Source organism: Mycobacterium pseudokansasii, assembly GCF_900566075.1.
GTDB classification, from domain to species: domain Bacteria; phylum Actinomycetota; class Actinomycetes; order Mycobacteriales; family Mycobacteriaceae; genus Mycobacterium; species Mycobacterium pseudokansasii.
In genome coordinates this window covers 3,267,363-3,291,074 of sequence record NZ_UPHU01000001.1, presented here as the reverse complement: position 1 = coordinate 3,291,074, position 23,712 = coordinate 3,267,363, and the positions used below count along the sequence as shown (strand labels likewise).

General features: G+C 64.8%; 26 protein-coding genes. 15 read left to right on the top strand and 11 right to left on the bottom strand.

Translation table 11 applies throughout. From position 1 onward, the window contains the following. Positions 1 to 57 precede the first annotated feature (57 nt). Positions 58 to 456 (bottom strand): hypothetical protein, encoded by a 399-nt coding sequence (locus EET10_RS29190; protein ID WP_063468138.1) that lies wholly within the window; start codon positions 454 to 456, stop codon positions 58 to 60. Between the two features lie 489 nt (positions 457 to 945). Here EET10_RS29190 and EET10_RS14945 point away from each other — a divergent pair, with 489 nt between their 5' ends. Further along, complete coding sequence (locus EET10_RS14945) at positions 946 to 1,452, top strand: macro domain-containing protein (RefSeq protein ID WP_036405277.1); 507 nt, start codon at positions 946 to 948, stop codon at positions 1,450 to 1,452. On the opposite strand, the gene EET10_RS14940 is transcribed toward EET10_RS14945, so the two are convergent. Continuing rightward, on the bottom strand, positions 1,437 to 1,739 hold the full coding sequence (locus tag EET10_RS14940; protein WP_036405275.1) for an MTH1187 family thiamine-binding protein: 303 nt from the start codon (positions 1,737 to 1,739) through the stop codon (positions 1,437 to 1,439). The genes EET10_RS14945 and EET10_RS14940 overlap by 16 nt on opposite strands. Before the next feature lie 57 nt (positions 1,740 to 1,796). Between EET10_RS14940 and dtd the strand changes: the two genes are divergently transcribed. Together dtd and EET10_RS14930 are read left to right on the top strand one after the other, a co-directional pair. Continuing rightward, the gene (gene dtd / locus EET10_RS14935) at positions 1,797 to 2,228 is read left to right on the top strand and encodes a D-aminoacyl-tRNA deacylase (RefSeq protein WP_036405273.1); all 432 of its coding nucleotides are present in this window, start codon (positions 1,797 to 1,799) and stop codon (positions 2,226 to 2,228) included. A 16-nt stretch (positions 2,229 to 2,244) separates the two neighbouring features. Then, a complete protein-coding gene (locus EET10_RS14930; RefSeq protein WP_122502257.1) occupies positions 2,245 to 3,156 on the top strand; it encodes a class I SAM-dependent methyltransferase in 912 nt (303 codons plus the stop codon). On the opposite strand, the gene EET10_RS14925 is transcribed toward EET10_RS14930, so the two are convergent. Both EET10_RS14925 and EET10_RS14920 read right to left on the bottom strand, forming a co-directional pair. Then, a complete protein-coding gene (locus tag EET10_RS14925; RefSeq protein ID WP_036405270.1) occupies positions 3,146 to 4,171 on the bottom strand; it encodes an alcohol dehydrogenase catalytic domain-containing protein in 1,026 nt (341 codons plus the stop codon). The genes EET10_RS14930 and EET10_RS14925 overlap by 11 nt on opposite strands. A 10-nt stretch (positions 4,172 to 4,181) precedes the next feature. Beyond that, entirely contained in the window at positions 4,182 to 6,110 is a 1,929-nt protein-coding gene (locus EET10_RS14920; RefSeq protein ID WP_036405268.1) for a flavin-containing monooxygenase, read from the bottom strand. A 701-nt stretch (positions 6,111 to 6,811) separates the two neighbouring features. Between EET10_RS14920 and EET10_RS14910 the strand changes: the two genes are divergently transcribed. Beyond that, complete coding sequence (locus EET10_RS14910) at positions 6,812 to 7,612, top strand: hypothetical protein (protein WP_051490638.1); 801 nt, start codon at positions 6,812 to 6,814, stop codon at positions 7,610 to 7,612. A gap of 128 nt (positions 7,613 to 7,740) precedes the next feature. Further along, positions 7,741 to 9,162, top strand: a complete 1,422-nt coding sequence (locus tag EET10_RS14905; RefSeq protein ID WP_218028468.1) for a B12-binding domain-containing radical SAM protein — start codon at positions 7,741 to 7,743, stop codon at positions 9,160 to 9,162. A 7-nt stretch (positions 9,163 to 9,169) separates the two neighbouring features. Here the strand turns inward: EET10_RS14905 and EET10_RS14900 are convergent, their stop codons facing one another. Next, complete coding sequence (locus EET10_RS14900) at positions 9,170 to 9,907, bottom strand: glucose 1-dehydrogenase (RefSeq protein WP_063467878.1); 738 nt, start codon at positions 9,905 to 9,907, stop codon at positions 9,170 to 9,172. 127 nt (positions 9,908 to 10,034) lie between these two features. Between EET10_RS14900 and EET10_RS14895 the strand changes: the two genes are divergently transcribed. Both EET10_RS14895 and EET10_RS14890 read left to right on the top strand, forming a co-directional pair. Beyond that, entirely contained in the window at positions 10,035 to 10,514 is a 480-nt protein-coding gene (locus tag EET10_RS14895; protein ID WP_063467885.1) for a hypothetical protein, read from the top strand. 100 nt (positions 10,515 to 10,614) lie between these two features. Further along, positions 10,615 to 11,745, top strand: a complete 1,131-nt coding sequence (locus tag EET10_RS14890) for a nitronate monooxygenase (RefSeq protein ID WP_063467877.1) — start codon at positions 10,615 to 10,617, stop codon at positions 11,743 to 11,745. A 37-nt stretch (positions 11,746 to 11,782) separates the two neighbouring features. Here EET10_RS14890 and EET10_RS14885 read toward each other — a convergent pair whose 3' ends face one another. The 3 genes from EET10_RS14885 to EET10_RS14875 form a co-directional block, all read right to left on the bottom strand. Continuing rightward, on the bottom strand, positions 11,783 to 12,001 hold the full coding sequence (locus EET10_RS14885) for an Rv1893 family protein (protein ID WP_023364230.1): 219 nt from the start codon (positions 11,999 to 12,001) through the stop codon (positions 11,783 to 11,785). A 71-nt stretch (positions 12,002 to 12,072) separates the two neighbouring features. Then, a complete protein-coding gene (locus EET10_RS14880; RefSeq protein WP_036402946.1) occupies positions 12,073 to 12,366 on the bottom strand; it encodes a hypothetical protein in 294 nt (97 codons plus the stop codon). Between the two features lie 17 nt (positions 12,367 to 12,383). Then, positions 12,384 to 12,791, bottom strand: a complete 408-nt coding sequence (locus EET10_RS14875; protein ID WP_036402948.1) for a hypothetical protein — start codon at positions 12,789 to 12,791, stop codon at positions 12,384 to 12,386. A gap of 424 nt (positions 12,792 to 13,215) precedes the next feature. Here EET10_RS14875 and EET10_RS14870 point away from each other — a divergent pair, with 424 nt between their 5' ends. Continuing rightward, positions 13,216 to 14,514 carry a cytochrome P450 gene (locus tag EET10_RS14870; RefSeq protein WP_063467876.1) on the top strand — a complete coding sequence of 433 codons (1,299 nt, stop codon included), beginning with the start codon at positions 13,216 to 13,218 and terminating at the stop codon, positions 14,512 to 14,514. A gap of 248 nt (positions 14,515 to 14,762) precedes the next feature. After that, positions 14,763 to 15,314, top strand: coding sequence for a YceI family protein (locus EET10_RS14865; RefSeq protein WP_036402950.1), 552 nt, complete (start codon positions 14,763 to 14,765; stop codon positions 15,312 to 15,314). A 91-nt stretch (positions 15,315 to 15,405) separates the two neighbouring features. Here the strand turns inward: EET10_RS14865 and EET10_RS14860 are convergent, their stop codons facing one another. Continuing rightward, positions 15,406 to 16,536 (bottom strand): DUF7159 family protein, encoded by a 1,131-nt coding sequence (locus EET10_RS14860; protein WP_036403400.1) that lies wholly within the window; start codon positions 16,534 to 16,536, stop codon positions 15,406 to 15,408. Between the two features lie 662 nt (positions 16,537 to 17,198). Here EET10_RS14860 and ag85B point away from each other — a divergent pair. Next, positions 17,199 to 18,176 (top strand): diacylglycerol acyltransferase/mycolyltransferase Ag85B, encoded by a 978-nt coding sequence (gene ag85B / locus EET10_RS14855; protein WP_036402954.1) that lies wholly within the window; start codon positions 17,199 to 17,201, stop codon positions 18,174 to 18,176. 102 nt (positions 18,177 to 18,278) lie between these two features. On the opposite strand, the gene EET10_RS14850 is transcribed toward ag85B, so the two are convergent. Beyond that, positions 18,279 to 18,797, bottom strand: coding sequence for a hypothetical protein (locus EET10_RS14850; RefSeq protein ID WP_244601947.1), 519 nt, complete (start codon positions 18,795 to 18,797; stop codon positions 18,279 to 18,281). Between the two features lie 52 nt (positions 18,798 to 18,849). Further along, complete coding sequence (locus EET10_RS29625) at positions 18,850 to 19,020, bottom strand: hypothetical protein (protein ID WP_167480179.1); 171 nt, start codon at positions 19,018 to 19,020, stop codon at positions 18,850 to 18,852. A 478-nt stretch (positions 19,021 to 19,498) separates the two neighbouring features. On the opposite strand from EET10_RS29625, the gene EET10_RS14845 reads away from it, so the two are divergent. The 5 genes from EET10_RS14845 to EET10_RS14825 all read left to right on the top strand — a co-directional run bounded on the left by EET10_RS14845 (position 19,499) and on the right by EET10_RS14825 (position 23,184). After that, complete coding sequence (locus tag EET10_RS14845; RefSeq protein WP_122502796.1) at positions 19,499 to 19,915, top strand: transglycosylase family protein; 417 nt, start codon at positions 19,499 to 19,501, stop codon at positions 19,913 to 19,915. Between the two features lie 50 nt (positions 19,916 to 19,965). Next, positions 19,966 to 20,424, top strand: a complete 459-nt coding sequence (locus tag EET10_RS14840; protein WP_036402957.1) for an SRPBCC family protein — start codon at positions 19,966 to 19,968, stop codon at positions 20,422 to 20,424. Between the two features lie 21 nt (positions 20,425 to 20,445). After that, on the top strand, positions 20,446 to 21,276 hold the full coding sequence (locus EET10_RS14835) for an SDR family oxidoreductase (RefSeq protein ID WP_063467875.1): 831 nt from the start codon (positions 20,446 to 20,448) through the stop codon (positions 21,274 to 21,276). An 86-nt stretch (positions 21,277 to 21,362) separates the two neighbouring features. Beyond that, entirely contained in the window at positions 21,363 to 21,785 is a 423-nt protein-coding gene (locus EET10_RS14830) for a lipoprotein LpqH (RefSeq protein WP_036403407.1), read from the top strand. A gap of 82 nt (positions 21,786 to 21,867) precedes the next feature. Then, complete coding sequence (locus tag EET10_RS14825; RefSeq protein ID WP_036402959.1) at positions 21,868 to 23,184, top strand: cytochrome P450; 1,317 nt, start codon at positions 21,868 to 21,870, stop codon at positions 23,182 to 23,184. Positions 23,185 to 23,712 lie beyond the last annotated feature (528 nt).

Genomic DNA, 23,712 nt, shown 5'->3' with positions numbered 1-23,712 from the left:
AGCCTACGTACCGGAGATCGCGGTGTTGAAAGTACGTCGGTGCCAACCGGTTACCAACTACGCGACAATGTGGCCGATCCGCTGCCCGCCCCAGAGTCGGACGCAGGCGTCCGGCGGGGTGCTAGTTGCCCGGTCGGCCTGGTTCGCCGGGTTGGCCCGGCTGCCCGGGTTGGCCCGGCTGCCCGCCCGCGCCGGGGGCGCCACCGGGGCCGCCCGCCCCGCCCTGACCGGGCTGACCGCCGGGGCCTGGTGCTCCGCCCATGCCGCCGTCACCGCCCCGACCGCCTTGGCCACCCGGGCCGCCGTGGCCACCCGGCCCGCCGGCACCGCCGCGGCCACCTTGTCCGCCTCGACCTCCGGCGCCACCTCTCCCCCCGGCTCCGCCGGCAACGCCTTGGCCGCCTGCCCCGCCCGGACCGCCCGGCTGGCCGGGTTCACCGGGCTGGCCGGGTTCACCGGGCTGGCCGGGCTGGCCGGGCGAACCCTCCGAGGGCGTATCGGCGTTCATGCGCGTAGGGCCGGTGCTGGGATAGGACGAAGAGCCATTTGTCTGCCTTTCCGCAACGCGCCTGGTTTCTACGCTCGAGTCAAACTACTCGACCTAGCTGACGGTTCGCCATGACTTGCGGGGCAACTGCGGCCGGTCGCAGACGGGGCGCATCCGTCGACCCCCGAAGGAACTCATACCGTACGCACAACACACTCCGAGATTTCAGGTTTCGGTGGAAATTTCATGGGCGCGCCGTCGCGCATATGCCGCGCGGGATTTGTGACGTTGCCGACCGGCGGCCCGACAAGGTTGTCGACGCGGCCGGTCCGCGCAGCTGGGCTGATACGCATCGTGCGTTGCCTGCATACCGGTGCCGTCATCGCAGCCCTTTCGACCGGATCTGCTCGTGGCGCTCGGTGGGTGATTGCCGGTGCGCGGCGCGCGAGAATGTGTGAATGATCGACTTAGAGGTACTTCAGGCCGACGTAACCAAGCTCGAACTCGACGCGATCACCAACGCGGCCAACACCCAGCTTCGCCACGCCGGTGGCGTCGCCGCGGCGATAGCGCGCGCCGGCGGACCGGAAGTGCAGCGCGAATCAAACGAGAAGGCGCCCCTAAGGCTTGGGGAAGCGGTCGAAACCACCGCGGGCATGATGCCGGCGCGCTACGTCATCCACGCGGCGACGATGGAACTCGGCGGCCCGACCTCAGCCGAGATCATCAGCCGCGCCACCGCATCGACCCTGCGCAAGGCCGACGAGCTGGGCTGCCGTTCGCTGGCCCTGGTGGCATTCGGCACCGGCGTAGGCGGATTCCCGGTTGACGAGGCGGCACGACTGATGGTCGACACGGTTCGTCGGCACCACGCGGCTTCCCTCGAGCGCATTGTGTTCGCGGTCCACGGCGACGCCGCCGAGCGCGCATTCACCGCGGCCGTGCAGACTCAAGGTGACAGATAGCGTTCCACGGACGCGACTTTTCGGGTCATCGCATCGACCGCCCCCTGACGCCAATCCGCTTTGATCACCGTGCTCACCCGTGGCGCACGAGCGGCCACCGCCTCCACCGCGCGCTGCACTACCGCCATCACTTCTTCCCAGGTATCTCCCTCGATCACGGTGAACATCGAATCCGTCTCGTTGGGCAGGCCGGAATCACGGACCACCCGAACCGCTTCGGCCACAATCTCGCCGACAGCCTCGCCCACGCCCAGTGGAGTGACGGAAAACGCGACCAGCACCGACATACGACGAGACTACCCAGCGCGTTCGCGGTCAAAGCCGTCCTGGCAGCATCGAACTCCATGCGGATTCTGGTCCAGCGGGTCTCATCGGCGGCGGTGGTAGTCGACGGCAAGGTCGTCGGCGTCATCCGGCCGGAGCCGCAGGGCCTGCTGGCATTCGTCGGCGTCACCCACGCCGACGATCCCGACAAGGCGCAGCGGCTCGCCGAAAAGCTTTGGACCTTAAGGATTCTCAGCGACGAGAAGTCCGCTTGCGACGTCGACGCACCGATCTTGGTGGTCAGCCAGTTCACCCTCTATGCGGATACGGCCAAAGGCCGGCGGCCCTCCTGGAACGCCGCCGCACCGGCCGCTGTGGCCGAGCCGCTGGTGGCGGTGTTCGCCGAAGCGTTGCGAGGCCTTGGCGCACACGTGCAAACCGGGGTCTTCGGCGCGCACATGCACGTGGATTTGGTCAATGACGGCCCAGTGACGGTAATGCTGGAGCTGTGACACGAGAGGACGGCCCGTGACAACACCTGAATTCGGATCGCTTCGCTCCGACGACGACCAGTGGGACATCGTCAGTAGCGTGGGTTACACCGCGTTGCTGGTGGCGGGATGGCGCGCGCTGCATGCCGTCGGCCCACACCCGCTGGTCCACGACGAATACGCCAAACAGTGCGTCGACGCGTCCGGGGACCCCTATTTGAGCGAGCTGCTTGCCAACCCGGTAACCTCCGGCGACCAGACGGCCTTCCCCCGCCTCTATGGCGTGCAGACCCGATTCTTCGACGACTTCTTCCGCTCGGCCGCCGACGCGGGACTCCGTCAGGCGGTGATCGTCGCCGCCGGCCTGGACTCACGCAGCTACCGGCTTGAGTGGCCATCCGGGACAACAGTTTTCGAGATCGACCTGCCCAAGGTCCTGGAATTCAAAGCGCGCGTCCTGGCCCAGCGAGACGCCGAGCCCAAAGCCCACCGAACCGAGGTAGCCGCCGACCTGCGCACCGACTGGCCGAAACAGCTGAAAACGGCCGGCTTCGATCCGCGACAGCCCAGCGCCTGGTCGATGGAAGGCCTGTTGATGTATCTGACCGGTGAAGCCCAAGACGCGCTGTTCGCAAGGATCGACGAACTGTCGGCACCCGGCAGTCGAGTGGCCGTGGGCGCCCTGGGCACACGCCTTGACCACCAGCAGCTCGCCGCTCTGGAAGCGACCCACCCCGGGGTCAATCTGTCTGGGAACGTAGACTTCTCGGCTCTCAGCTATGACGACAAGACCAACCCGGCAGAATGGCTGGCCGACCGCGGGTGGGTCGTCGGACCCGTCCGCAACACCCTCGAGTTGCAGGCCGGTTACGGAATGACGCCCCCGGAGGTGGACGTGCAGATCGACAGTTTTATGCACTCCCAATACATCACGGCTACTAAGGGGTGAGCAGGACCTTCACGTCGTCGCCCGACCGGGACCCCGCTATCGCGTAGCCCTTGGCCGCCTCGTCCAACGGCAGCGCCGTGGTGAAGATGCCGTCGACTTCGAGGCGGCCCGACCGAAGCAGCGGGATCAACTCCGCCCAGGTGCGCTGCACCGGCGCAATCGTCAGTCGCAGCGTGATGCTGCGCAACAGGCAAGCCAGGGCCGGAAGCGGGAACGGCCGCAGATCATGGACCCCGACGACCGAGACGGTGCCGCCGGGCCGCACCGCGGTCAGCGCGTCGGTGATGGACGCGTCGGTGCCGACGGCGTCGATCACCGCGTCCGCGCCACGGCCACCGGTGGCGGCAAGAACGGTCTCCGCCGCCGGCGAGTCGACGGGTGTGGCGCCACATCCCGCGGCGCGGCGCAAGCGTCCTTCGACTCGGTCTACAGCGAAAACCGTTGCCGCGCCATGGAGGAATGCGGAGCGCACCGCGCATAGCCCCACCGCGCCCAGGCCGATGACCGCTACCGTGCCGCCGAACGGTATGTCGGCCCGGCGGGCGGCCGCCCAACCCGTGGCGAGATTGTCGGTGAGCAGCAGCGCCTGTTCGGTGGTGATCCCGCCGGGAACCCTGAGCACCTGGAAGTCGGCGGCAGGTACTGCCAGCAGGTCGGCCTGCGCGCCGCCCAGCGCGCCGGAGCCGAAAATCTGTGGGCCCAAACGACACATCGCCGGGTCGCCGGTAGCGCACCCCTCGCAGCCGCCGCAGCCGGCCACCGAGGACACCAGGACCTGGTCACCAACCGTGACGGAACGCACCTGCGGTCCGGCTTCGACGACGGTGCCGACCGCTTCGTGACCGAGGGCGACCGGTTCGGCCAGTGGATAGTCGCCGTCGTAGAAGTGCAGATCGGAACCGCAGATACCGGCGGCGCTCACGGCGACGATGACGCCGTCGGGTCCGGTAAGCGTCGGGTCCGGACGTGTATCGACGCGGATTCTTCCCGGCCCGTCGATGACTACCGTGCGCATGTCGGGGTGCTCACTTTCTTTGTCGCAGAATGAATTGAGACCAGTCCGGTTCTCGCACCGCCGCCCAGTACTCGCTGAGCCGCCACGGGCTGACGGTATGGATTTCCCCGTCGGCGTTTTTGAAGTAAGAGTGTTTGACGTCCGGATGTGACCACACCATCTGCTGTATTTCGGCCTGCGTACGCTGATGCCAGTCAGCGGCGGCTCGAGCCGTCGGCTCCATCGAATGTACGTCGGCGGCAATCAGGTGTTGCAGACACAGATTGATGTAGCGCATCTGGAGTTCGGACTGGAAGATCAGGCTACCGCCATGGGCCAGATGAGTGCCGGGCCCGTAGATGAGGAACAGGTTGGGAAACTCCGGAACCGTGATGCCAAGATAGGCATAAGGTCGGCTGCCCCAGCTGTCGCGCAGGTCAATCCCGTTGCGGCCGAGGATTTTCAGCGGCCACAGCACGTCGGTGTGACGAAACCCGGTCGCGTAGATGATGACGTCGACGGGGTATGGCTGACCGTCTTGGGTGACGATGCCGCCGGGTGTGATTCGCCGGATCGGCGTGCGCACCAGTTCGACGTTGTCCCGTTGCAAGGTCTGCAGCCAGCTGCCGTTGTCTTGCAGTGTCCGCTTACCGGTGGCGGGATAGTCGGGCATCACCTTCGCCAACAGCTCATGGTCGTCGCCGACTTGGCTGGTAATCCACTGGCTGAACATCATCCGCGCCGCGGCGTTCATCTCGCTGACGGCATAGTCCTGATCGGGGTAATCCGGGTCGGCACGCGCCGCGTCGAGTCCCTTATCGGCTCCCGGCCACAGCAGCAGGAACCGATACCACCTGCCATAAAACGGTAGGTGCCGCATCGCCCAGCGGACCCCGTCGCCGACGCAATCGTGGTACATCGGGTTGGGAAACATCCATTGCGCGGTGCGCTGGAAGACGGTGAGACGCTCGACGTCGCCCGCGATCGCCGGCGCGATCTGGAAGCCGCTGGCGCCCGCCCCGACCAGCGCGACCCGTTTGCCGGTCACGTCGACGGAGTGGTCCCAGGCCGCGGAGTGAAACGACGGTCCGGCGAACGTGCCGGCACCATCGAATGGCGGGATATGCGGTCGGTTCAGCTGACCGACCGCGGTGATGACGGCCCGCGCGTTCACGGTGGTCTGGCCGTCGGGCGACCGCAACGAAACCGTCCACATGCCGTCGTCGTCGCGCCACTCGGCGGCCAGGACCTCGGTGTCCCAGCGCACCTGGCCGGACACGCCGTACTTGTCCATCACCTGGGTGAAATAGTCTCGCAGCTCCCACTGTTCGGCGAAGAAATGTGTCCAGTCATTGTTGGGTTCGAAGCTATAGCAATAGAAATGGTTCGCCACGTCCACACGGGCTCCGGGATAGGTGTTCTCCCACCATGTTCCGCCGGGGCCGGCGTTCTTCTCGATGATGGTGAAAGGAATGTTTGCCTGTTTCAACCGGATTCCAGCCAGAATGCCGGATTCGCCGCAGCCGATGACGACGACCGGCAGCTGGGCGGCGCGCTCGGACGGGATGGGGGCGGGCCGGCGTGGATCGACCCCGTCGAGGTCCATCTCTTCCAGTACCAGGGGCAGGTAGTCGTCGGCAACGTGTTCGCAGGCCGCCCAATCCATCATTTTTCGGATCAGGTCGATGCTCAGCGGCTCGGGTTCGGGGCAGCCGCGGTCACGATACTGCGAGATCACCGCCAAGGCTTCGGCGCGGGCGCGGGCCTTGTCCTCCTCGGACATAAACCCCTGGACTTCGTTGAGGAAGAGCCCCATCGGCTTGAAGTCACGAATAAAACGGCAGTCGCCGGTGATGTGCACCAGCGACAGCAACAGTGTCGGGATGCTGACGTCCTCGAGCGCGGACGCGATCTCCGGGGTCGAGGTGGTGAAGGGCAGGCCGGCGTACCCGCTGCGCATCGAAGCCGATCCTTTCGTACGATCCAATTACGATACCGAGCGTTTCGTAATTGTCCGGCATCACGCTACCCCGACGCCCGGTAGCCGATCAAGGGGATCTCGCGGCGCTATGGCGCGTTCGAGCAAGCAGTTACTCGCAGCGAGGGTCGGGAGCATCGGGCAGGGTGCCCTCGATTTCGCGAACGGGCTACGGTGTCACCCCGCGCTGGAGTGACGAGTCCACGCCAAATGTACTGAAGCGACCTATTCGGGCTGATACTTCCGACCCTCGGACTCGATACTGAGCACCACGAGGAATTCTGATACGGCCAAATGGCCAAGGGATCGGCGACCCGATCGACGAGGCCCGAAAGCGGGTATGCCTCTGCGGATTGAGGCAACGAATCGGCCGCGGGGGCATTGGCGGCTTTGGCGCAAGTGGCGCAACAATTGCGAGCACCCGGGACCCTCGATACGCTGTGCCGCGATGGACGCTGAGTACACCGTGCGCGCGGAAGCCGCGAATATGCGGAGTTTCGCGGAATCGTCGTGTGCTGCTGCGTCCGAAGGATGTGGGCCCATCGGACCGCCCGGACCGGACGACGCAAGGTCGTTGACGCTGCCGCCGGGTTTGCCGATTTCGCGGACGTCGATCGGGAACGTCGGTGTCGCTTGTCAGATCAACGCGACGGGGTCCGCGCGGGGTTTGCGCGAGGTCGGCCATGGTTGAGCCGTTCGCGGCCGATCCGGCCCCAATGGTCGACGCGGTCGAGCGGACGGCTGAGTTCGGGTGTTATGCCGAAAGTGTGCTTGCCGAAATAGACCAGCTGTTCGGCACGCCGGGTGAGGCGTGGACGACGGAAAGTGCGGCGCGCTGCCCGACAACCGCCGGCTCGGGCAGCGAGGGCCGTCTCCGACACAGAGATGGCCTGAGCAAGGACGGGACACCACATGAATTCTGCAATTCAACCGATGGTCTCATAGTCGATGGCAACTTCTATCTGCCGGGCAGTTTGCCGTCATACGACGAGCTGGTGGAATTGACAAAGACGGATCCTGATGCGGCCTACTATTGGTCGGGTCTTGACGCGCGGGGAGTGAGCGTCGGGCCGGACGGTTCGAGAATCGCCGAACGGCTGGCGGGTGAGGCGAACGGCACCACGCTGAAAATGCTGCTGGAACGAAATGGGATGCAGCCAATTCCGGGATGGAATAAGTGTGACCCGGAACTGGTCCGGTTTTGGCACGACGCGGCCAGGGCATACGCCGATAACTGTAGTGGGACGGTAACCGCGGTGGTGGGATGTGATGTGCGCCCCGACAACATCTGGCAGACAGTCGAGGTCCCCCGGCTGACAGATAATCTGAACGTAGCCAAGATCATTCAGATTGACCCGGACTCTCGTCTGACAACCGTGATATTCGAACGGTATGTCGAGGAGTGTTCATGGCAGGGCCAGGCGGAAGTTGTCGAACCAGGCCGGGCGGTCCACTTCGTCGAAACACCATCCGCACAGCAATGACGGGGAACGTCGGCAACTCTCGCGCAGGCTCGCATGGCTGAGATTGCGCTGCCAAGAAGCGCGTGGGTGGCTGGCGTCGCGGCGGCCGGGAGCGAACGGGTGCTCGTCGGTGTGGGTCGGGTGGTGGCGTGACGGTTTTGTTGGTCAATCCTGCCGGGGTTCGTGGCAACGGGCGATCCTATGTCGGCGCACAAAAACTTTGGGGTCCGTGGGTGTATTCGTCGATGCCGATGGAGCATTTGGGGATGATGTCGATCAAGGCGTACGCCAAGAGGCGTGGGCTTGAGGTCGTGACGGTCAATGGTTTGGTGGCCGGGCATGAGGGTGTGGAGCAGACGTGGCAGGCGATGCAGGCCGCGGTGGCGGTCTCGGGTGTGCCGCGGTTGGTGGGGTTTTCGTGTATCGACACTTTTGCCGAGGTGTTGTGGTTGGCTCGGCGGGCGCGTCAGTGCTGGGAGGGTGTGCAGATCGCGTTGGGCAATGTGATTGCCACGCTGAACTATGAGCGCATTCTGGGTGAGTATGACTGCTTTGATTTTGTGGTGGTCGGTGATGGGGAGGTGGCGTTTACCGAGTTGGCCTTGGCGGTGGTCAATGGTGCTGGGGTAGAGGGTATTGCGGGGCTGGCGCGCCGTGACGAGCAGGGCCGGATCGTGTGCTCGCCGTCGGGGTTGGTTGATCTGGACGAATTGCCGTGGCCGGCTCGTGAGGAGTTGCCGACGGTGCTCGGCGATGGTTTTGCTGCGTCGGTGTTTACCACCCGGGGTTGTCCGTATCGGTGCACGTTTTGCGGGACGGGGGCGGTGTCGGCGATGTTGGGCCGCACCAGTTATCGGGTTAAGTCGGTGGATGCGGTTGTTGACGAGATCGGTTATTTGGTCTCGGATTTCGATGTCAAGTTTTTGTCGATTACCGATGATTTGTTTGTGTCCAAGCATCCTGGTTCGCAGCAGCGTGCGGTCGAGTTTGCCTCGGCGATGATTGGCCGGGGTATCGATGTCAACTTCATGATCGATATCCGGTTGGATTCGGTGGTCGACCTCGAGGTGTTCAAGCAGTTGTACCGGGCGGGTTTGCGGCGGGTGTTTGTCGGGTTGGAGACCGGTTCCTACGATCAGCTGCGCGCTTACCGCAAGCAGATCCTCAACCGTGGCCAAGACGCCGCCGACACCATCAACGCGTTGCAGCAGTTGGGAATTGACGTGATCCCCGGGACCATCATGTTTCACCCCACGGTGCGTCCCGAGGAGCTACGTGAAACCGCCCGCCTGCTGCGGGCAACCAAATACCGGCATCCCTTCAAGTTCCTCAGCAAGATCACGCCGTATCCGGGAACGCCGTTGTACCAGGCGTATTCGGCGGCAGGCTATCTGAGTGCGGAATGGCCGCTGGGCCAATGGGACTTCGTCGACCCGCACGCCGCCCGGGTCTACGCCGATGTCGTTGCCCGCATCGCCCCCGACGAGAACATCAGCTTCGACGAGGCCGAAGCGTTCTTCCTGGCCCGCCTCGACAAATGGGACAACGCCACCGCCCTCAACGCCGGGTGACGGCCCGCTACTGCTTGTGCGAAACGTCGGCGACCACGCCGCCGTCTATGACGAACTCGGCGGCGGTGGCATATGACGACTCGTCGCTGGCCAGGAACAGCACGAACGTCGACACGTCCTCGGGTTCTCCGGGGCGTCCGAGCGGGATGTGGAGCATGTCCTGGGGCAGTTTTGCGGTCATCGGGGTGCGGATAAGTCCCGGGTGGATGGAGTTAACCCGAATGTTGTTGGGCGCCAACTCCAATGCTGCGGACTTGGTCAGGCCACGCACTGCCCACTTCGACGTCACATACCCGTGCACCCATGCCGCTCCGCGCAGGCCCTCGATGGATGAGACGTTGATGATCGAGCCGCCGCCGGCAGCGATCATCGGGTCGATAACAGCCTGGATGCCCAACAGGGTGCCGGTGACATTGACGTCGAGGATCTGTTGCCACTTGGTCAGGTCGAAAGTCTTGAGCGGACCGTAGTTGATGATCCCGGCGTTGTTGACAAGGACGTCGAGCTTCTCGAACTCCCCCACCGCCGTTTCGACGGCCGCCGTCCACTGCCCCGGTTGGGTCACGTCCAGATGCACGTAGCGTGCCGCGGGGCCCAAGTCGCCGGCCAGTGCCCGGCCTTGCTCATCGAGAATGTCACCGATCACCACCTTGGCGCCCTCGGTGACGAGCAACCGGGCATGGGAGGCCCCCATCCCGCGAGCACCACCGCTGATCAGTGCAACCTTGTTGTCCACCCGGCCCATGACGGGCCAGGCTACTCCCGGCACATCGCGGTACGAGAAGCTGTTCGACTACGTCGCAACCGGGCACGCGAAATAATGATTGGCGTAATGGCCGGCGCCGGTTGCCAATGGGAGGTGAATGAGCGTCGTGGCCCCGTTACTCACGGCCTGCGGCGGGTTCTTGTTTGCTGTCTTGTGGATGGACTTGATTTTCGACGTCCAGGTTCTGCGGTACCGACGACCGAGCGCCCAACTACCCGAGCCGGTGCTGGCATCCATCGCCGGCTATTACCATCGCGCGACGACCACATCGCGTCCGATGAGTCGATTGATCGCGCTGGTGATGGTGATCTTGTTGAGCGGACTGGGGTTCGAGGCCGTGCGCGGTCCCGAGCCCGGTTGGTTGTTGGCGGCCTCGGCCGTTCTCGCCGGTATCCCGGTCGGGCTGGCTGCCGTGCACACGGTTCCCTGCGCGGTTCGACTTGGAAAGCGCGTCGATAGCCCTGTCGAACAGACCCGCCTCGCGCGAGCCATCTGCCGGGATCACCTCGTCTGCGTCGGTTGCATGCTGGTGTTCCTGCTCCTGTGGTTGGCATACAGCATCGCCTCCTGGAAGGGCCCCCGCTGAAGGGCCCTAGTCGCCACGTGCGCCACCTTGCTGGCCGCGTCGGCAACACCCGTACTAAACTAGAACACGTTTCAATTCGGCGAGGGGCCCAGGAGCAGGCATGCATACCGCCATATGTGACCAACTTGGCATCGAGTTTCCGATCTTCGCATTCACCCACTGCCGCGATGTGGTTGTCGCTGTCAGCAAAGCCGGCGGGTTCGGCGTCCTCGGCGCCGTCGGCTTCACTCCCGAGCAACTGGAGATCGAACTGACCTGGATCGACGAGCACATCGGCGACCATCCCTACGGCGTCGACATCGTCATTCCCAACAAGTACGAGGGCATGGACTCGCACCTGTCCGCCGGGGAACTGGCCGAGACGTTGCGCAAGATGGTGCCCCAGGAGCATCTGGATTTTGCCAAGAAGATCCTCGCTGATCATGGTGTGCCGGTCGAGGACGGCGACGAGGAAAGCTTGCAGCTGCTTGGCTGGACCGAGGCGACGGCCACCCCTCAGGTCGAGGTGGCGCTGCAGCACCCGAAGGTGGCAATGATCGCCAACGCCCTGGGCACCCCGCCGGTCGACATGATCAACCACATTCACGACGCGGGACGCAAGGTTGCCGCGTTGTGCGGCTCGCCCTCACAGGCCCGAAAGCATGCCGATGCCGGCGTCGACGTCATCATCGCCCAGGGTGGGGAGGCCGGCGGGCACTGCGGTGAGGTCGGCTCGATCGTGTTGTGGCCGCAGGTGGTCAAGGAGGTCGCGCCGTTACCGGTCCTGGCGGCCGGCGGCATCGGCACCGGTCAACAAATCGCGGCAGCCTTGGCCCTGGGTGCCCAGGGGGCCTGGACCGGCTCGCAGTGGCTGATGGTCGAGGAGGCCGCTAACACCCCGGTTCAGCAAGCGGCCTACGCCAAGGCGACCAGTCGTGACACCGTGCGCAGCCGGTCGTTCACCGGTAAGCCTGCCCGCATGCTCCGCAACGACTGGACCGAGGCCTGGGAGCAGCCGGACAGCCCGAAGCCGCTCGGCATGCCGTTGCAGTACATGGTGTCCGGCATGGCGGTGCGAGCCACCAACAAGTATCCGAACGAGAGCGTCGACGTCGCGTTCAATCCCATCGGGCAGGTCGTCGGTCAGTTCACCAAGGTCGAGAAGACCGCTACCGTCATCCAGCGGTGGGTGCAGGAGTACCTCGAGGCAACGAACCGGCTCGACGAGCTCAACGCCGCCGCGACCGTCTGAGACGCCCTGAGACGCCCAAGCACCGGCTAATCCTCGGCTAATCCAGGTCGTCGTCCTTGCCGGTGAATACCTCTTTAACCCTGTCGACCGCGTGAGTGGCGATGTCGATCGAGCTCTGCACGATGCCGCTGGCGCCCCCGGCGATGTCGCCGCGGATGATGTCGCCGGCGTTTTCGACGATGTCCGACGCCTTCTCGACGGCGTTGGTCGCGATGTCCTTGGCTGCGTCGACTGCATCTTTGGGATTGATGGCCATCGGAGGCTCCTAATTCGTTGACGGGATGCTTGCTACGACTGTAGACCCCACAAGGGGCATCAGTTCCCAGGTCAGTAGTCGACCAGCGTGCGCCAGTAGTGCTCCGGAATTTCGTCGCCGGACTGCAATACGCGTGCCAGCCCGACTGCCATCGCGATGCCGAGCAGTCCCAGCCATAACCCCGCCAGCGCGATGATCCACCACAGGACCGCGGTGACCGCTGGCCACGGTGACACCAGGGCGAGCACCGGTGCAAAGAAGAAACCGGTCCCGACGTACCACGCCGAGCCCGCCCGATCCGACGCGAGGACCAGCCGCAACCATCGTGGCATCGGAGACTCAGCTGGCTGGCGGTCGGTCGTCATCGCACTAGATCAACCGATCATCCTTCGGGCGGGAAGAACCCGGCCCCGGTGAACCACCCGGCTTGCCATCCCTGCGCCCCCAGACACAACATCGGCAGGCCGTCCGGCGTCTGCGCCGCCGCCTGCGGACCCGGGCAGGGGGCACCCGCCTGCTGCACCCCGTACAGCGGGTAGGAGATCACCCAGTAACCGGTGGTGGCTGCCGGGAACTGGTTCGGTGGCGGGAAATGACAGGCTTCGGCCTGTCCGCTGGTGCCGCGGCCAAAGATGAAGCGCTCGTAATTGTCACACGGCGCTCCCAACGAGGCGTCATAGTTCATCCCGGGCACATCACCTTCGTAACGCCCGTTGTCGGCGCCGGCGACCGGTGCCAGGCCGATCGCGGCCCCGGCGATCGCGGCGGTGGTCAGCAGTTCCCGAATCATGTCGACCCCTTCATGCCCTGCAGCACCGGCTAATGTCACCACAGCATAACGACTGTGGCGTAGCCCACAACAGCCGCCGCGACCCACGCGACCTTGTCGATGCAGGGCAGGTGACCAGGGAATTCCTCACGAGCCGCTGATCGTGGGCGAACCACCACACTGGCGCCGATAGTCAGCCGGCATCCGTCGCTCATGCCAGCCCGCTCCCCCGCCCGCCGGACGCTTGCCCGACCGGTCGGCATCACAACTCACCGGGAACGACGCGGTAGCCCGACCGGACGCATCCGCGGCTGTAGACCAGGGCCGGCTGAACACGTTGCAGTTCGGCCCTCGCCACGTTGCATCAATGCTTCCCATCTCAGGTGGAGCAATGGATTATTGGCAGTAGACGACCACTAGCAGAGTTCATATTGAGGAGTGGGCCTTGTCAACAGCCAAGTCAGCGGCCAAACCAGCAGCCAAGCCGGTACCCAACCTGCCCCCCGGGTTCGACTTCACCGACCCAGACATCTATGCCGAGCGCCTGCCGGTGGCAGAACTGGCCGAGATGCGCCGATGCGCGCCGATCTGGTGGAACGAGCAGCCGATCGGCTGCGGCGGCTTCGATGACGGCGGCTATTGGGTGGTGACCAAACACAAAGACGTCAAAGAGATCTCGCGCCGCAGTGACGTCTTCTCCAGCCTGCAAAAGACTGCGCTGCCACGCTACAAAGACGGCACGGTCGCCGAGCAGATCGAGCGAGGCAAGTTCGTCCTGCTCAACATGGACGACCCACAGCACACCCGGCTGCGCAAGATCATCTCCCGCGGCTTCACGCCGGGGGCCGTCGAGCGGCTGCGCGACGAGCTCAACGAGCGCGCCCGGCGCATCGTCGAGGCCGCGGCGGCGCAGGGTTCCGGCGACTTTGTCGAGCAGGTGTCCTGCGAACTGCCGTTACAGGCCATCGCCGGGTTGCTCGGCGTGCCCCAGGAAGACCGGATGAAGCTTTTCCACTGGTCGAACCAGATGGTGGGCGACCAGGATCCCGAGTTCGCCAGCAATGACGCCATCACCGCCTCGGTCGAACTGATCATGTACGCCATGCAAATGGCGGCTGACCGGGCCAAAAACCCGGGGCCGGACATCGTCACCAAGCTCGTCGAGGCCGACATCGACGGCCACAAGCTCTCCGAGGACGAGTTCGGCTTCTTTGTCATTCTGCTGGCCGTTGCCGGTAATGAGACAACCCGCAACTCCATCACCCAGGGCATGATGGCGTTCACCGACTTTCCCGACCAGTGGGAGTTGTACAAGCGGGAGCGTCCCGCCACCACGGCCGACGAGATCGTGCGGTGGGCCACCCCGGTCACCTCGTTCCAGCGGACCGCGCTGCAGGACTACGAACTGTCCGGGGTGCGGATCAAGAAGGGTCAGCGGGTGGTGATGTTCTACCGCTCAGCCAATTTCGACGAAGAGGTGTTCGACGACCCGTTCACCTTCAACATCCTGCGCAGTCCCAATCCGCACGTGGGGTTCGGCGGCACCGGCGCGCACTACTGCATCGGGGCCAACCTGGCTCGGATGACCATCGACTTGATGTTCAATGCGATCGCCGACGCCGTGCCCGACTTGGCGTCGACTGGCAAACCCGAACGGCTGCGATCGGGCTGGCTGAACGGAATCAAGCACTGGCAGGTCGACTATCACAGCACCGCGTCGACGAAATGCCCTGTCGCACATTGACTCGAGGAGATGCCCTTTTCGCATGCGGCGGACGGTTACGCGGCGATGGAGCAGGGACGGACACGCTATCGCACTGTCCTCACCATGTGAATACGGCGCCGACTTGATATGTACGTCTATTTGTCAAATAGGCAAGGTGAAGCGGCGGCCGCGACCGTCGTCGTGGCCGCCGGTTGGTTGACCGGATAGTTCCTCGATGGTGTCGAGGGTGTCGTATCGACGCGTGTGAGGTCTAATAGAGTCGTGACGTGAGCGACACGGTGTGGACGCTGGACCCATCCGGCGGTGAGTTGATCGTTCTTACCGGTGTCGCGGGGCGAGCCGCCCGAATGGGCCATCGGCTCACCATCGCTATGACTCGCTGGCAGGCCACGGTGAGCTGGGTGGCTGATGAACCCGCCACCGCAGAGCTTGCCGTGGAAGTGGATTCGCTGGAGGTGCTGCGCGGCGAGGGTGGTGTCAAGAGCCTGTCCGGGCCGGAGAAGGCCCTGGTCCGGGCAAATGCGCTGAAGTCGCTCAACGCCGGTCGCTTTCCGGGTATCCGGTACAGCGCATCAGAGATTGACAAGACCGAGGACGGTTACCGCCTCACCGGACAGCTGCAGATCCGGGGCAAGTCGCGTCAGCACGTGATCGACCTGCGCGCCGAGGATCTTGGTGACTCCTGGGCGATGTCTGCCGAATCGACGGTTCGCCAGTCCGACTACGGGGTGAAGCCCTATTCGCTATTGATGGGCTCGTTGCAGGTCGCCGACGAGGTGACCGTTTCTTTTCGCGCGGTTCGGCCCAAGAACGGTTGACACTCCGATGCGGGGTTGGCGCTGCAGCCAGCGTCCGCCGTCAGACCCGCACCGGCGACAAAACCATCCGATCGTCGATTCGGCAGTTCGACTACTCCGGCGGCTCCATGCCGGTGTCGCCGTAGGTGCCGGGAATGTGCTTGAGCACCCGGGTCAACAGCGGCGATCCATCGCTCGGACTCGGTTGCGACGCAACATCGTTCGGCTGCTCGGTGATGGTGTCGGTAAGCTCTTCACCGGAAGTGAGCTGGATGGGCTCCCGCTCTGTCGCGGGCTCCGGATGAGGAGTGGGCAGCTGGGCACTCGCGGGCACCGAAGCTGCTGTCGCAACTGCCTCAGCGATTTCCGCTGTCGATGTGGGTACGGAGCGCAGTGCCGTTTCGGAGTGCCTGTCCGGAGTCAGTTGCAGGCCAACTGCCAGCGACACCGAAGCCACGAAGGTAACCGCAGCCGCCGCCAAAGTGGTTGCAGCTCCGGTATATTGGCGTGACCGCTTGGACACGGCGATGGCCTCACCGGTGTCTGCCACCAGTCGCTCGTCGGTGAACTCGGTGGTTCGGGCCGCCGCCTGCGCCGTGCCTCGCGCGATTGTCACCTGCGCCATGGTCTGTGCGAAAACCGGTACCGGCAGCGCGGTTTCGAGTTGCCAGGAAAAGTCGCTGATGTCAAGGTCGGAACCCACCACCACCACGGCGGCCGGACGCCACGCACTGCGGTCGAACATTCCGGTCAGCCACGAGGTCAGCCCGTCATAACCACCACGGACATGTTTGATTGCTGTTTGCGTCTTTCCGTCGCGGGTGTCAACCATGACGACGGTTGCCCATTCGTGCTCGAGGATGCACACCGCGGTCTGTTCGTATCCGATGACCGGTGCGACCGCCTCGGCCAGCGTCTCGACGGCATCGAGCAGCCGAACCGGTACCACGTTGTCGAATCCGGCGTCGGTCAAGGCCTCGACCAGTAACGCGGCTTGGGCGGAAGCTTCGTCGTTCCACGTCACGCCGACGACACGTAAACGGTGGCCGGCCTCGGCTGCCAATTCCCCCGCACGAATGACTTCCGCCGCCGCCTGTTCCGCGGCATGGACGATGCCCACTCCGCGGCCACCGCGCAGCTGCATTTCGTGATGATGCAGGATGGTGCCTTCTGCGCCGTGCCCTTCAGCCAGGACCCAACCCAGTGCGGTCGGCGTCACTGACAGCCCAAGTACCGTCTCCAAAATTTCGCACCTCAATCGTTCCCGAATCGTTCCCGGTTCGTCAGGCGCCTCGAGCCAACGCCGTCGCACCCGCATACACCGAGGGACCTGGTGTGCTGGTGCCTGAGCGCCGGAACGGACCGGATAGCCCGGAAGATCCCGGAGGATCGTTGTCTCCATCGGCTTGCCTGACAGAGACTACGCGGTCGGCGTAAGTTCGGCTTCGCCGGAGGGCAAACCGCCAGGTGACTCACATGAAATGGACATGGCGCTCGGACCGCCGGACGCCGTCGCAGACTTGCACCGGATGCACCGGCGCCGGGCTTTCCGGTCGTCTGGGCACAGGCCCGGGGTAAACCCGCGAAACGTTGCTCGAGCTACTTCCGGCGTGTCGAGGTCCGACGTGCCGCATCGGTTAACTATTCTTTCTACCGCTCCCCGCCTGCCGCCTTCTGCCCTGCTCCGGGTGCCTAGCACTCGTTTGCGCTCTCGGATTTTCCGGACCGCAACGGGGCAACGGGGGAAGCGGTGAGTCCGTCGCCGGCTCGCATAGCACAGTTGCTGTGTCGGCGGGGGTAACCGATATCGAAATGGAATGACTTCGCGTCCCGATCGACATTTGCCCTACTCACACGGTAAGTTCTGCCGGGAGCACGCGAGCACATACGGACAAGGGGCAGGGTATGACAGACGTGAGCGGGAAGATTCGGGCGTGGGGCCGACGCCTTCTGGTCGGCGCGGCCGCTGCTGCGGCCCTTCCTGGCCTGGTCGGACTCGCCGGCGGAGCGGCGACCGCGGGAGCGTTCTCCCGGCCCGGCCTGCCGGTGGAGTACCTCCAGGTGCCGTCGGCTGCGATGGGTCGCAGCATCAAGGTTCAATTCCAAAGCGGCGGGGATAACTCGCCGGCGGTGTACCTGCTCGACGGTCTCCGCGCTCAAGACGACTACAACGGCTGGGACATCAACACCCCGGCCTTCGAGTGGTACTACCAATCGGGCCTGTCGGTCATCATGCCGGTAGGCGGACAGTCCAGTTTCTACAGTGACTGGTACAGCCCGGCCTGCGGCAAGGCCGGCTGCACGACCTACAAGTGGGAAACCTTCGTCACCAGCGAGCTGCCGCAATGGCTGTCCGCGAACCGGAGTGTCAAGCCCACCGGAAGCGCCGCGGTCGGCATCTCGATGGCCGGCTCCTCGGCCCTGATCCTGGCGGTCTACCACCCGCAGCAGTTCATCTACGCGGGTTCACTGTCGGCCCTGATGGACCCCTCCCAGGGCATGGGGCCGTCCCTGATCGGCCTGGCGATGGGTGACGCCGGCGGTTACAAGGCCTCCGATATGTGGGGACCCTCAAGTGACCCGGCCTGGCAGCGTAACGACCCGTCGCTGCACATTCCCGAGCTGGTCGCCAACAACACCCGCCTGTGGATCTACTGCGGCAACGGCACCCCGTCCGAGTTGGGCGGTGCCAATGTTCCGGCCGAATTCCTGGAGAACTTCGTTCGCAGCAGCAACCTGAAATTCCAGGACGCTTACAACGCCGCGGGCGGCCACAACGCCGTGTTCAATTTGGACGCCAACGGCACGCACAGCTGGGAGTACTGGGGCGCGCAGCTCAACGCTATGAAGGGTGACCTGCAGGCCAGCCTCGGCGCCCGCTGATCGCGCAACGCTTAAGCTACTGGGCTTGACGGCACGACGCCGTCAAGCCCAGTAGTGTGTTCGGCACCTTGACGGCTGGTCCGGTGCGTACAACCAGCCGGTCTACCTGCCCGCACCGAACTGGCTGGTGATGTCGACCCAAGCGGTGCCGTCGCGGCGGTGATCATTGATGTTGCGGCACTGACCGTACAGCCGCAGGACGCCCGCGCCGACTTCGTCACGGTGACGGTAGATGATCACCGTGACGTCGTCGTGGGACAGAGTCCGGCCGAACACCTGGTCGTTGGGCGGCAGCCCCTCGGTCCAGCCGTGGCTGACCAGCGCCGCCATGACGTCGCGAAAGTACCGGTCGGCAGGTGTCTCGGCGGGCAGCGCGAAGGTCAGGTAGACCGTCCCTTGATAGGGCGGATCGTCGCGGTTCTTGCACGACATCAAGAGGTACCCGGCGGTGGTCGTCCGAAGTCCTGCGATCTCGACGATCTGTTTTGCCTTGTCGACAACCTGGGCCTCGGTCGCGGCGTCGTCGAGGGGGCGGACGGGGTGCTCGAGAGAGTTGGCGGACGAAGCACGATCGCGATTCGCCACCAGCAGGACAGCCCCACCGAGCAACAAACACGTCACCAGCGCAGCGGCGAGTACGGCCCGAATCCCTCGGGCCCGCAACCAATCTGCGCTAGCAGCCGCGTGCCGAACCATCAGCCGACTGGTCACCTCCGGAGATGCCGGCGATCAGGCCGCCGATACACGACGGACAACTGACCGGCGAGACGGACCGCGCGACGGTCCAGGTCGGCTCACGAACGGGTGCGGCTTCAGCGGCCACCCCGACATCGTCGACTGTCATATGCCGCGATGCAAGAACTTCCGGACCGAGCCTGCGGGTCTTCCGCAAACGAAACCTGAGTCAACAGCCAATCTCAGCAACATCCATCCGGGGGCGGCCAACCCGGCGGCCGGGTCGCGGGCTGCAGGCCTGACCACCCCATCGGCCGACCCGCGAGCGGTCGGCGTCAGGGCCGGTGCCCGAGGTGCCCAAAACTAAGACTTTGTCTCAGATTGTGGCCTCGCGAAGTTTGCTGGAGTCGTCGGCATGCGCCTGCCGAATCGCCAGCGCGCCCGACGAGTCAACGCGGGCTCCCCGCTTGGACAGTCGTTGTCAACGGGTGATCCGAGGCCACAGCGTGACCCGTACACCCAGACCCGCCGGTGGTTTGATTCGCCCGGCCGGACGTCGTTTGCGCAAATCACAATGCGGCGGCTAACCAATTTCATAAGTTTTTCTAGGCGGTAACGCTTTAGCCACGGCCGCCGAAATGCCGGACATGACACGCATCGCAAAGCCCCTCATCAAGTCCGCCACGGCCGCAGCACTCGTCGCAGCTTCGATGTCACTATCCACCGGCATCGCCCACGCCGACGTCATGAACTGGGACGCTGTGGCGCAGTGCGAGTCGGGTGGCAACTGGACCGCCAACACCGGCAACGGCGCCTATGGCGGACTCCAGTTCAAGCAAGCCACGTGGGACGAGTACGGCGGCGTCGGTAACCCCGCGACCGCCTCTAAGCAGCAACAAATCGCCGTGGCCAACAGAGTTCTAGCCGGCCAGGGACCCGCCGCGTGGCCGAAGTGCGCCAGTGCCGGCGGTCTGCCGCCCGTGCCCGTGGTGTTGCCCAAGCCGGTACGGCAGCTGCAACAGACGGTGACTGAGATCATCTCGCTATTCACACCGCATCAGTGAATATCGGTGTTTCCGTTCCCAGCGTTACAGGGACGTGATTGGATCATGCTATGGAGGGTTCGGCAACGGTTCACATGGCGGCCCCGGCGGAAAAGATCTGGGACTTAATCGCCGATATTCGCAACACCGGACGGTTTTCACCCGAAACGTTCGAGGCCGAGTGGCTCGACGGTGCGACCGGCCCAGCACTCGGCGCCCGATTCCGCGGACACGTCCGGCGCAACGAGATCGGTCCCGTCTACTGGACGGTGTGCAAGGTGACGGCGTGTGAGCGCCCTCGTGAGTTCGGGTTTGCTGTGATGGCCGGCGGTAGATCGGTCAACAATTGGCACTACCGGCTCGCCCCGGCGGGCGATGGCACCGATGTCACCGAGTCGTTCCGGCTCACCCCTTCGGTGTTAACGACCGTGTATTACTGGGCGTTCGGTGGCTGGTTGCGCAAGCGCCGCAACATCCGGGACATGACCAAGACGCTGCACCGTATCAAAGATGTCGTCGAAGCCGACTGAGGGCGGGCTCTACCGGATCGTATGAAGTCGATATTCATCACCGGCGCCGGTAGTGGAATGGGCCGTGAAGGGGCAAGGCTCTTCCACGCCAAGGGCTGGCGCGTCGGTGCGGTGGATCGCGACGACGCCGGTCTGGCAACCCTGAGCGGCGAGCTCGGCGCCGGGTTGTGGACACGAGTGGTCGACGTGACCGACAAGGCCGCGCTCGACTCGGCGCTCGCCGACTTTTGCGCCGGCAACACCGGCGGCGCGCTCGACATGATGTGGAACAACGCCGGCATCGGCGAAGGCGGGTGGTTCGAGGACGTACCGTATGACGTCGCGATGCGGGTCGTCGATATCAACTTCAAGGCGGTGCTGACCGGGGCTTACGGCGCGCTGCCCTACCTGAAGAAGATCCCCGGCAGCCTGATGTTCTCGACGTCCTCGTCTTCGGCCACGTATGGCATGCCGAGACTTGCCGTCTACTCGGCTACCAAGCACGCGGTCAAAGGGTTGACCGAGGCGCTCAGCGTGGAGTGGCAGCGGCATGGTGTGCGGGTGGCCGACGTGTTACCCGGTCTGATCGACACCGCGATTCTCACCTCGACGCGCCAGCATTCCGAGGAGGGCGCGCCTACGCTTTCGGCGCAGCAGATCCGTGCCGCCGCTCCCAAGAAGGGCATGTTCCGGCTGATGCCCGCGACCAGCGTCGCCGAGGCGGCCTGGCGAGCCTACCAGCACCCCACCAGATTGCATTGGTATGTGCCCCAAAGCATCCGGTGGATCGACCGGCTCAAGGGGGTTAGTCCGGAATTCGTCCGGCGTCTCATCATCAAAGCCCTGCCCAGGCTGCAGCCGGGGCAGCAGTAAAGTTTCGTGCACAAGGCTCGGGCCCGCAATGTCCACAACGTCCACAAGGCCCACAAGGCCCACAAGGCCCACAACGGAGGTGGCTGGTGCGAAGCCGGTTGGTAAGGGTGGCAGTGATTGCCGTGGTCGTGGTCGCGGGCCTTTCCGGGTGCGCCGAGGCGCAGACAGTACCCCGCAAGGCCGCACATCTGACAATCGATGGATATACACGCACCACGCGTCCGGCCGCATGCAGCCAGGAGCAGACCTACCGGACTATCGACATCCGTGACCGCGACGGACACGTCCAGGCCGTGGTGTTGGTCAGCGGTGAACGGGTGATCCCACAATGGGTCAAGATCCGCAACGTCGACGGGTTCAACGGCAGCTTCTGGGAAGGCGGGGTGGGCCAGGCCCATGCCGACCTGTCCCGCGGCACCTACACCATCACCGGCAGCGCCTACGGCATCGGCAACAGCAACCCCAACAAGGTCGTGACCACGGACTTCAAGATCGTCGCCGACTGTTGAAACGTCACGCGCGTCCCGACCCGACGGGCTTAGCTTAGGCTGGGTCGCAAAGCGCCCTGGCCCGCAACGGGATGGAGGAGCGGTGAAGGACCGACTGCACTGGCTGGCGTTGCACGGGCTGATCCGCGGCATGGCCGACGTCGGCGTTCGACGAGGTGAACTACAGGCCCGGCTGATCGCCGACCCGGCCGTTGCCGCTAACCCGGTGCCGTTCTACGACGAGCTGCGCCGCCACGGCCGCTTGGTGCGGACCCGAGTCAACTGCCTGACCGTCGACCATCAGCTCGGCCACGACATCTTGCGCTCCGACGACTTCCAGGTCATCTCCCTCGGCGAGAACCTGCCGGCAGCGCTGCGATGGCTGGAGCGCCGTACCCGTGATAATCAGCTGCACCCGCTGCGCCCGCCGTCGCTGCTGGCGGTAGAGCCGCCCGATCACACCCGCTATCGCAAGACGGTGTCGGCGGTGTTCACCGCGCGGGCCGTTGCCGCACTGCGTGATCGGGTCGAGCAGACCGCCATCAGTCTGTTGGATCAGCTTGCCGCCCAACCCGGTGTGGTCGACGTCGTCGGCCGGTATTGTTCCCAGCTGCCGATCGCGGTGATCAGCGAAATCTTAGGGGTGCCGGCCCACGACCGCCGACGGGTCCTGGAATTCGGCGAACTGGCCGCGCCCAGCCTGGATATCGGCGTGCCCTACCGGCAATACCAGCGCGTGCAGCGCGGTGTGAAAGGGTTCAACGCCTGGCTCGTATCGCATCTCGAACAGCTGCGACGAGCCCCCGGCGACGACCTGATGAGCCAGCTGATCCGCACGGCCGAAAGTGGGGACCCGGAAACGCATCTCGACGACGACGAGCTACATGCGGTCGCGGGGCTGGTGTTGGTCGCCGGCTTTGAAACCACAGTCAACCTGTTGGGCAACGGAATTCGGATGTTGCTGGACATGCCCGAGCATCTGGACACCCTGCGCCAGCGTCCTGAGCTGTGGCCGAACGCGGTCGAAGAGATCTTACGGTTGGATTCGCCGGTCCAACTCACCGCGCGGGTGGCCCGCACCGACGTCGAGATGGCCGGCGTGCCGGTCAGACGCGGTGAAATGGTGCTGATTTGTCTGGCGGGGGCCAACCGCGATCCGTCGGTGTTCCCCGACCCGGATCATTTCGACATCGAACGTCCCAATGCGGGCAAGCATCTCGCGTTCTCCACCGGCCGTCACTTCTGCCTTGGCGCCGCGCTTGCCCGCGCCGAGGGCGAAGTCGGGCTGCGCACGTTCTTCGAGCGCTTCCCCGAAGTGCGGGCCGCCGGCGCCGGAAGCAGGCGCGACACCCGAGTGTTACGGGGCTGGTCGACGTTGCCGGTCACCTTGGGGCCGGCCCGCACGCTCGCCGCTCAGTAGCGCTGCGGCTGAGGTGATCAGAGCCGACCGTGCGGCACGACGCGGGGTGGTTGCGGATGTCGATCGGCACAATCTCGGTGCCGCGGCCTGCCTACCGGTGTTGAGGGCTCCCGCCACCGAGTTCTCGACAACGCAGCCATAGTGATTGGTCGCTAAGTGGGTGGCCAGGCCCTGGCGGGTACGGCGATTGGCGGCAAACAGACCAGCGGCGGCAGCACGCACCGGCTTTGACGGTTTTCACAGCTAGCTGAGGTAGCAATCCCGCCTCATCTTGTACCGTCTTGCCACGGTGGGACTTGGGAGCACTGGCAGAACTCGACGATGGCAGTCGACCATCGCAATCGTCGCCGCGCTGAGCCTTTTCGTTGCCCTGATCGCAGGGTCCTCGTTGCGTCCCCGGTTCTCTCCGGCTACATTGCCGGAGCCTGTGACGTGGGGGTTTGTTGGCGTTGGCGTCGTGGTCTGCTGCGTCAGAGCTTCGGCCGGGTGTCGTGTACCGGGCTGCATCCGCGGCCGCTGCGGTTAACC

Excerpts from the sequence above, each read along its gene's own strand:
- EET10_RS14945 (WP_036405277.1), top strand. The coding sequence starts at position 946 with ATGATCGACTTAGAGGTACTTCAGGCCGACGTAACCAAGCTCGAACTC.
- EET10_RS14940 (WP_036405275.1), bottom strand. The coding sequence starts at position 1,739 with ATGTCGGTGCTGGTCGCGTTTTCCGTCACTCCACTGGGCGTGGGCGAG.
- dtd (WP_036405273.1), top strand. The coding sequence starts at position 1,797 with ATGCGGATTCTGGTCCAGCGGGTCTCATCGGCGGCGGTGGTAGTCGAC.
- EET10_RS14925 (WP_036405270.1), bottom strand. The coding sequence starts at position 4,171 with ATGCGCACGGTAGTCATCGACGGGCCGGGAAGAATCCGCGTCGATACA.
- EET10_RS14920 (WP_036405268.1), bottom strand. The coding sequence starts at position 6,110 with ATGCGCAGCGGGTACGCCGGCCTGCCCTTCACCACCTCGACCCCGGAG.
- EET10_RS14910 (WP_051490638.1), top strand. The coding sequence starts at position 6,812 with ATGGTTGAGCCGTTCGCGGCCGATCCGGCCCCAATGGTCGACGCGGTC.
- EET10_RS14900 (WP_063467878.1), bottom strand. The coding sequence starts at position 9,907 with ATGGGCCGGGTGGACAACAAGGTTGCACTGATCAGCGGTGGTGCTCGC.
- EET10_RS14890 (WP_063467877.1), top strand. The coding sequence starts at position 10,615 with ATGCATACCGCCATATGTGACCAACTTGGCATCGAGTTTCCGATCTTC.
- EET10_RS14885 (WP_023364230.1), bottom strand. The coding sequence starts at position 12,001 with ATGGCCATCAATCCCAAAGATGCAGTCGACGCAGCCAAGGACATCGCG.
- EET10_RS14880 (WP_036402946.1), bottom strand. The coding sequence starts at position 12,366 with ATGACGACCGACCGCCAGCCAGCTGAGTCTCCGATGCCACGATGGTTG.
- EET10_RS14875 (WP_036402948.1), bottom strand. The coding sequence starts at position 12,791 with ATGATTCGGGAACTGCTGACCACCGCCGCGATCGCCGGGGCCGCGATC.
- ag85B (WP_036402954.1), top strand. The coding sequence starts at position 17,199 with ATGACAGACGTGAGCGGGAAGATTCGGGCGTGGGGCCGACGCCTTCTG.
- EET10_RS29625 (WP_167480179.1), bottom strand. The coding sequence starts at position 19,020 with ATGACAGTCGACGATGTCGGGGTGGCCGCTGAAGCCGCACCCGTTCGT.
- EET10_RS14845 (WP_122502796.1), top strand. The coding sequence starts at position 19,499 with ATGACACGCATCGCAAAGCCCCTCATCAAGTCCGCCACGGCCGCAGCA.
- EET10_RS14840 (WP_036402957.1), top strand. The coding sequence starts at position 19,966 with ATGGAGGGTTCGGCAACGGTTCACATGGCGGCCCCGGCGGAAAAGATC.
- EET10_RS14835 (WP_063467875.1), top strand. The coding sequence starts at position 20,446 with ATGAAGTCGATATTCATCACCGGCGCCGGTAGTGGAATGGGCCGTGAA.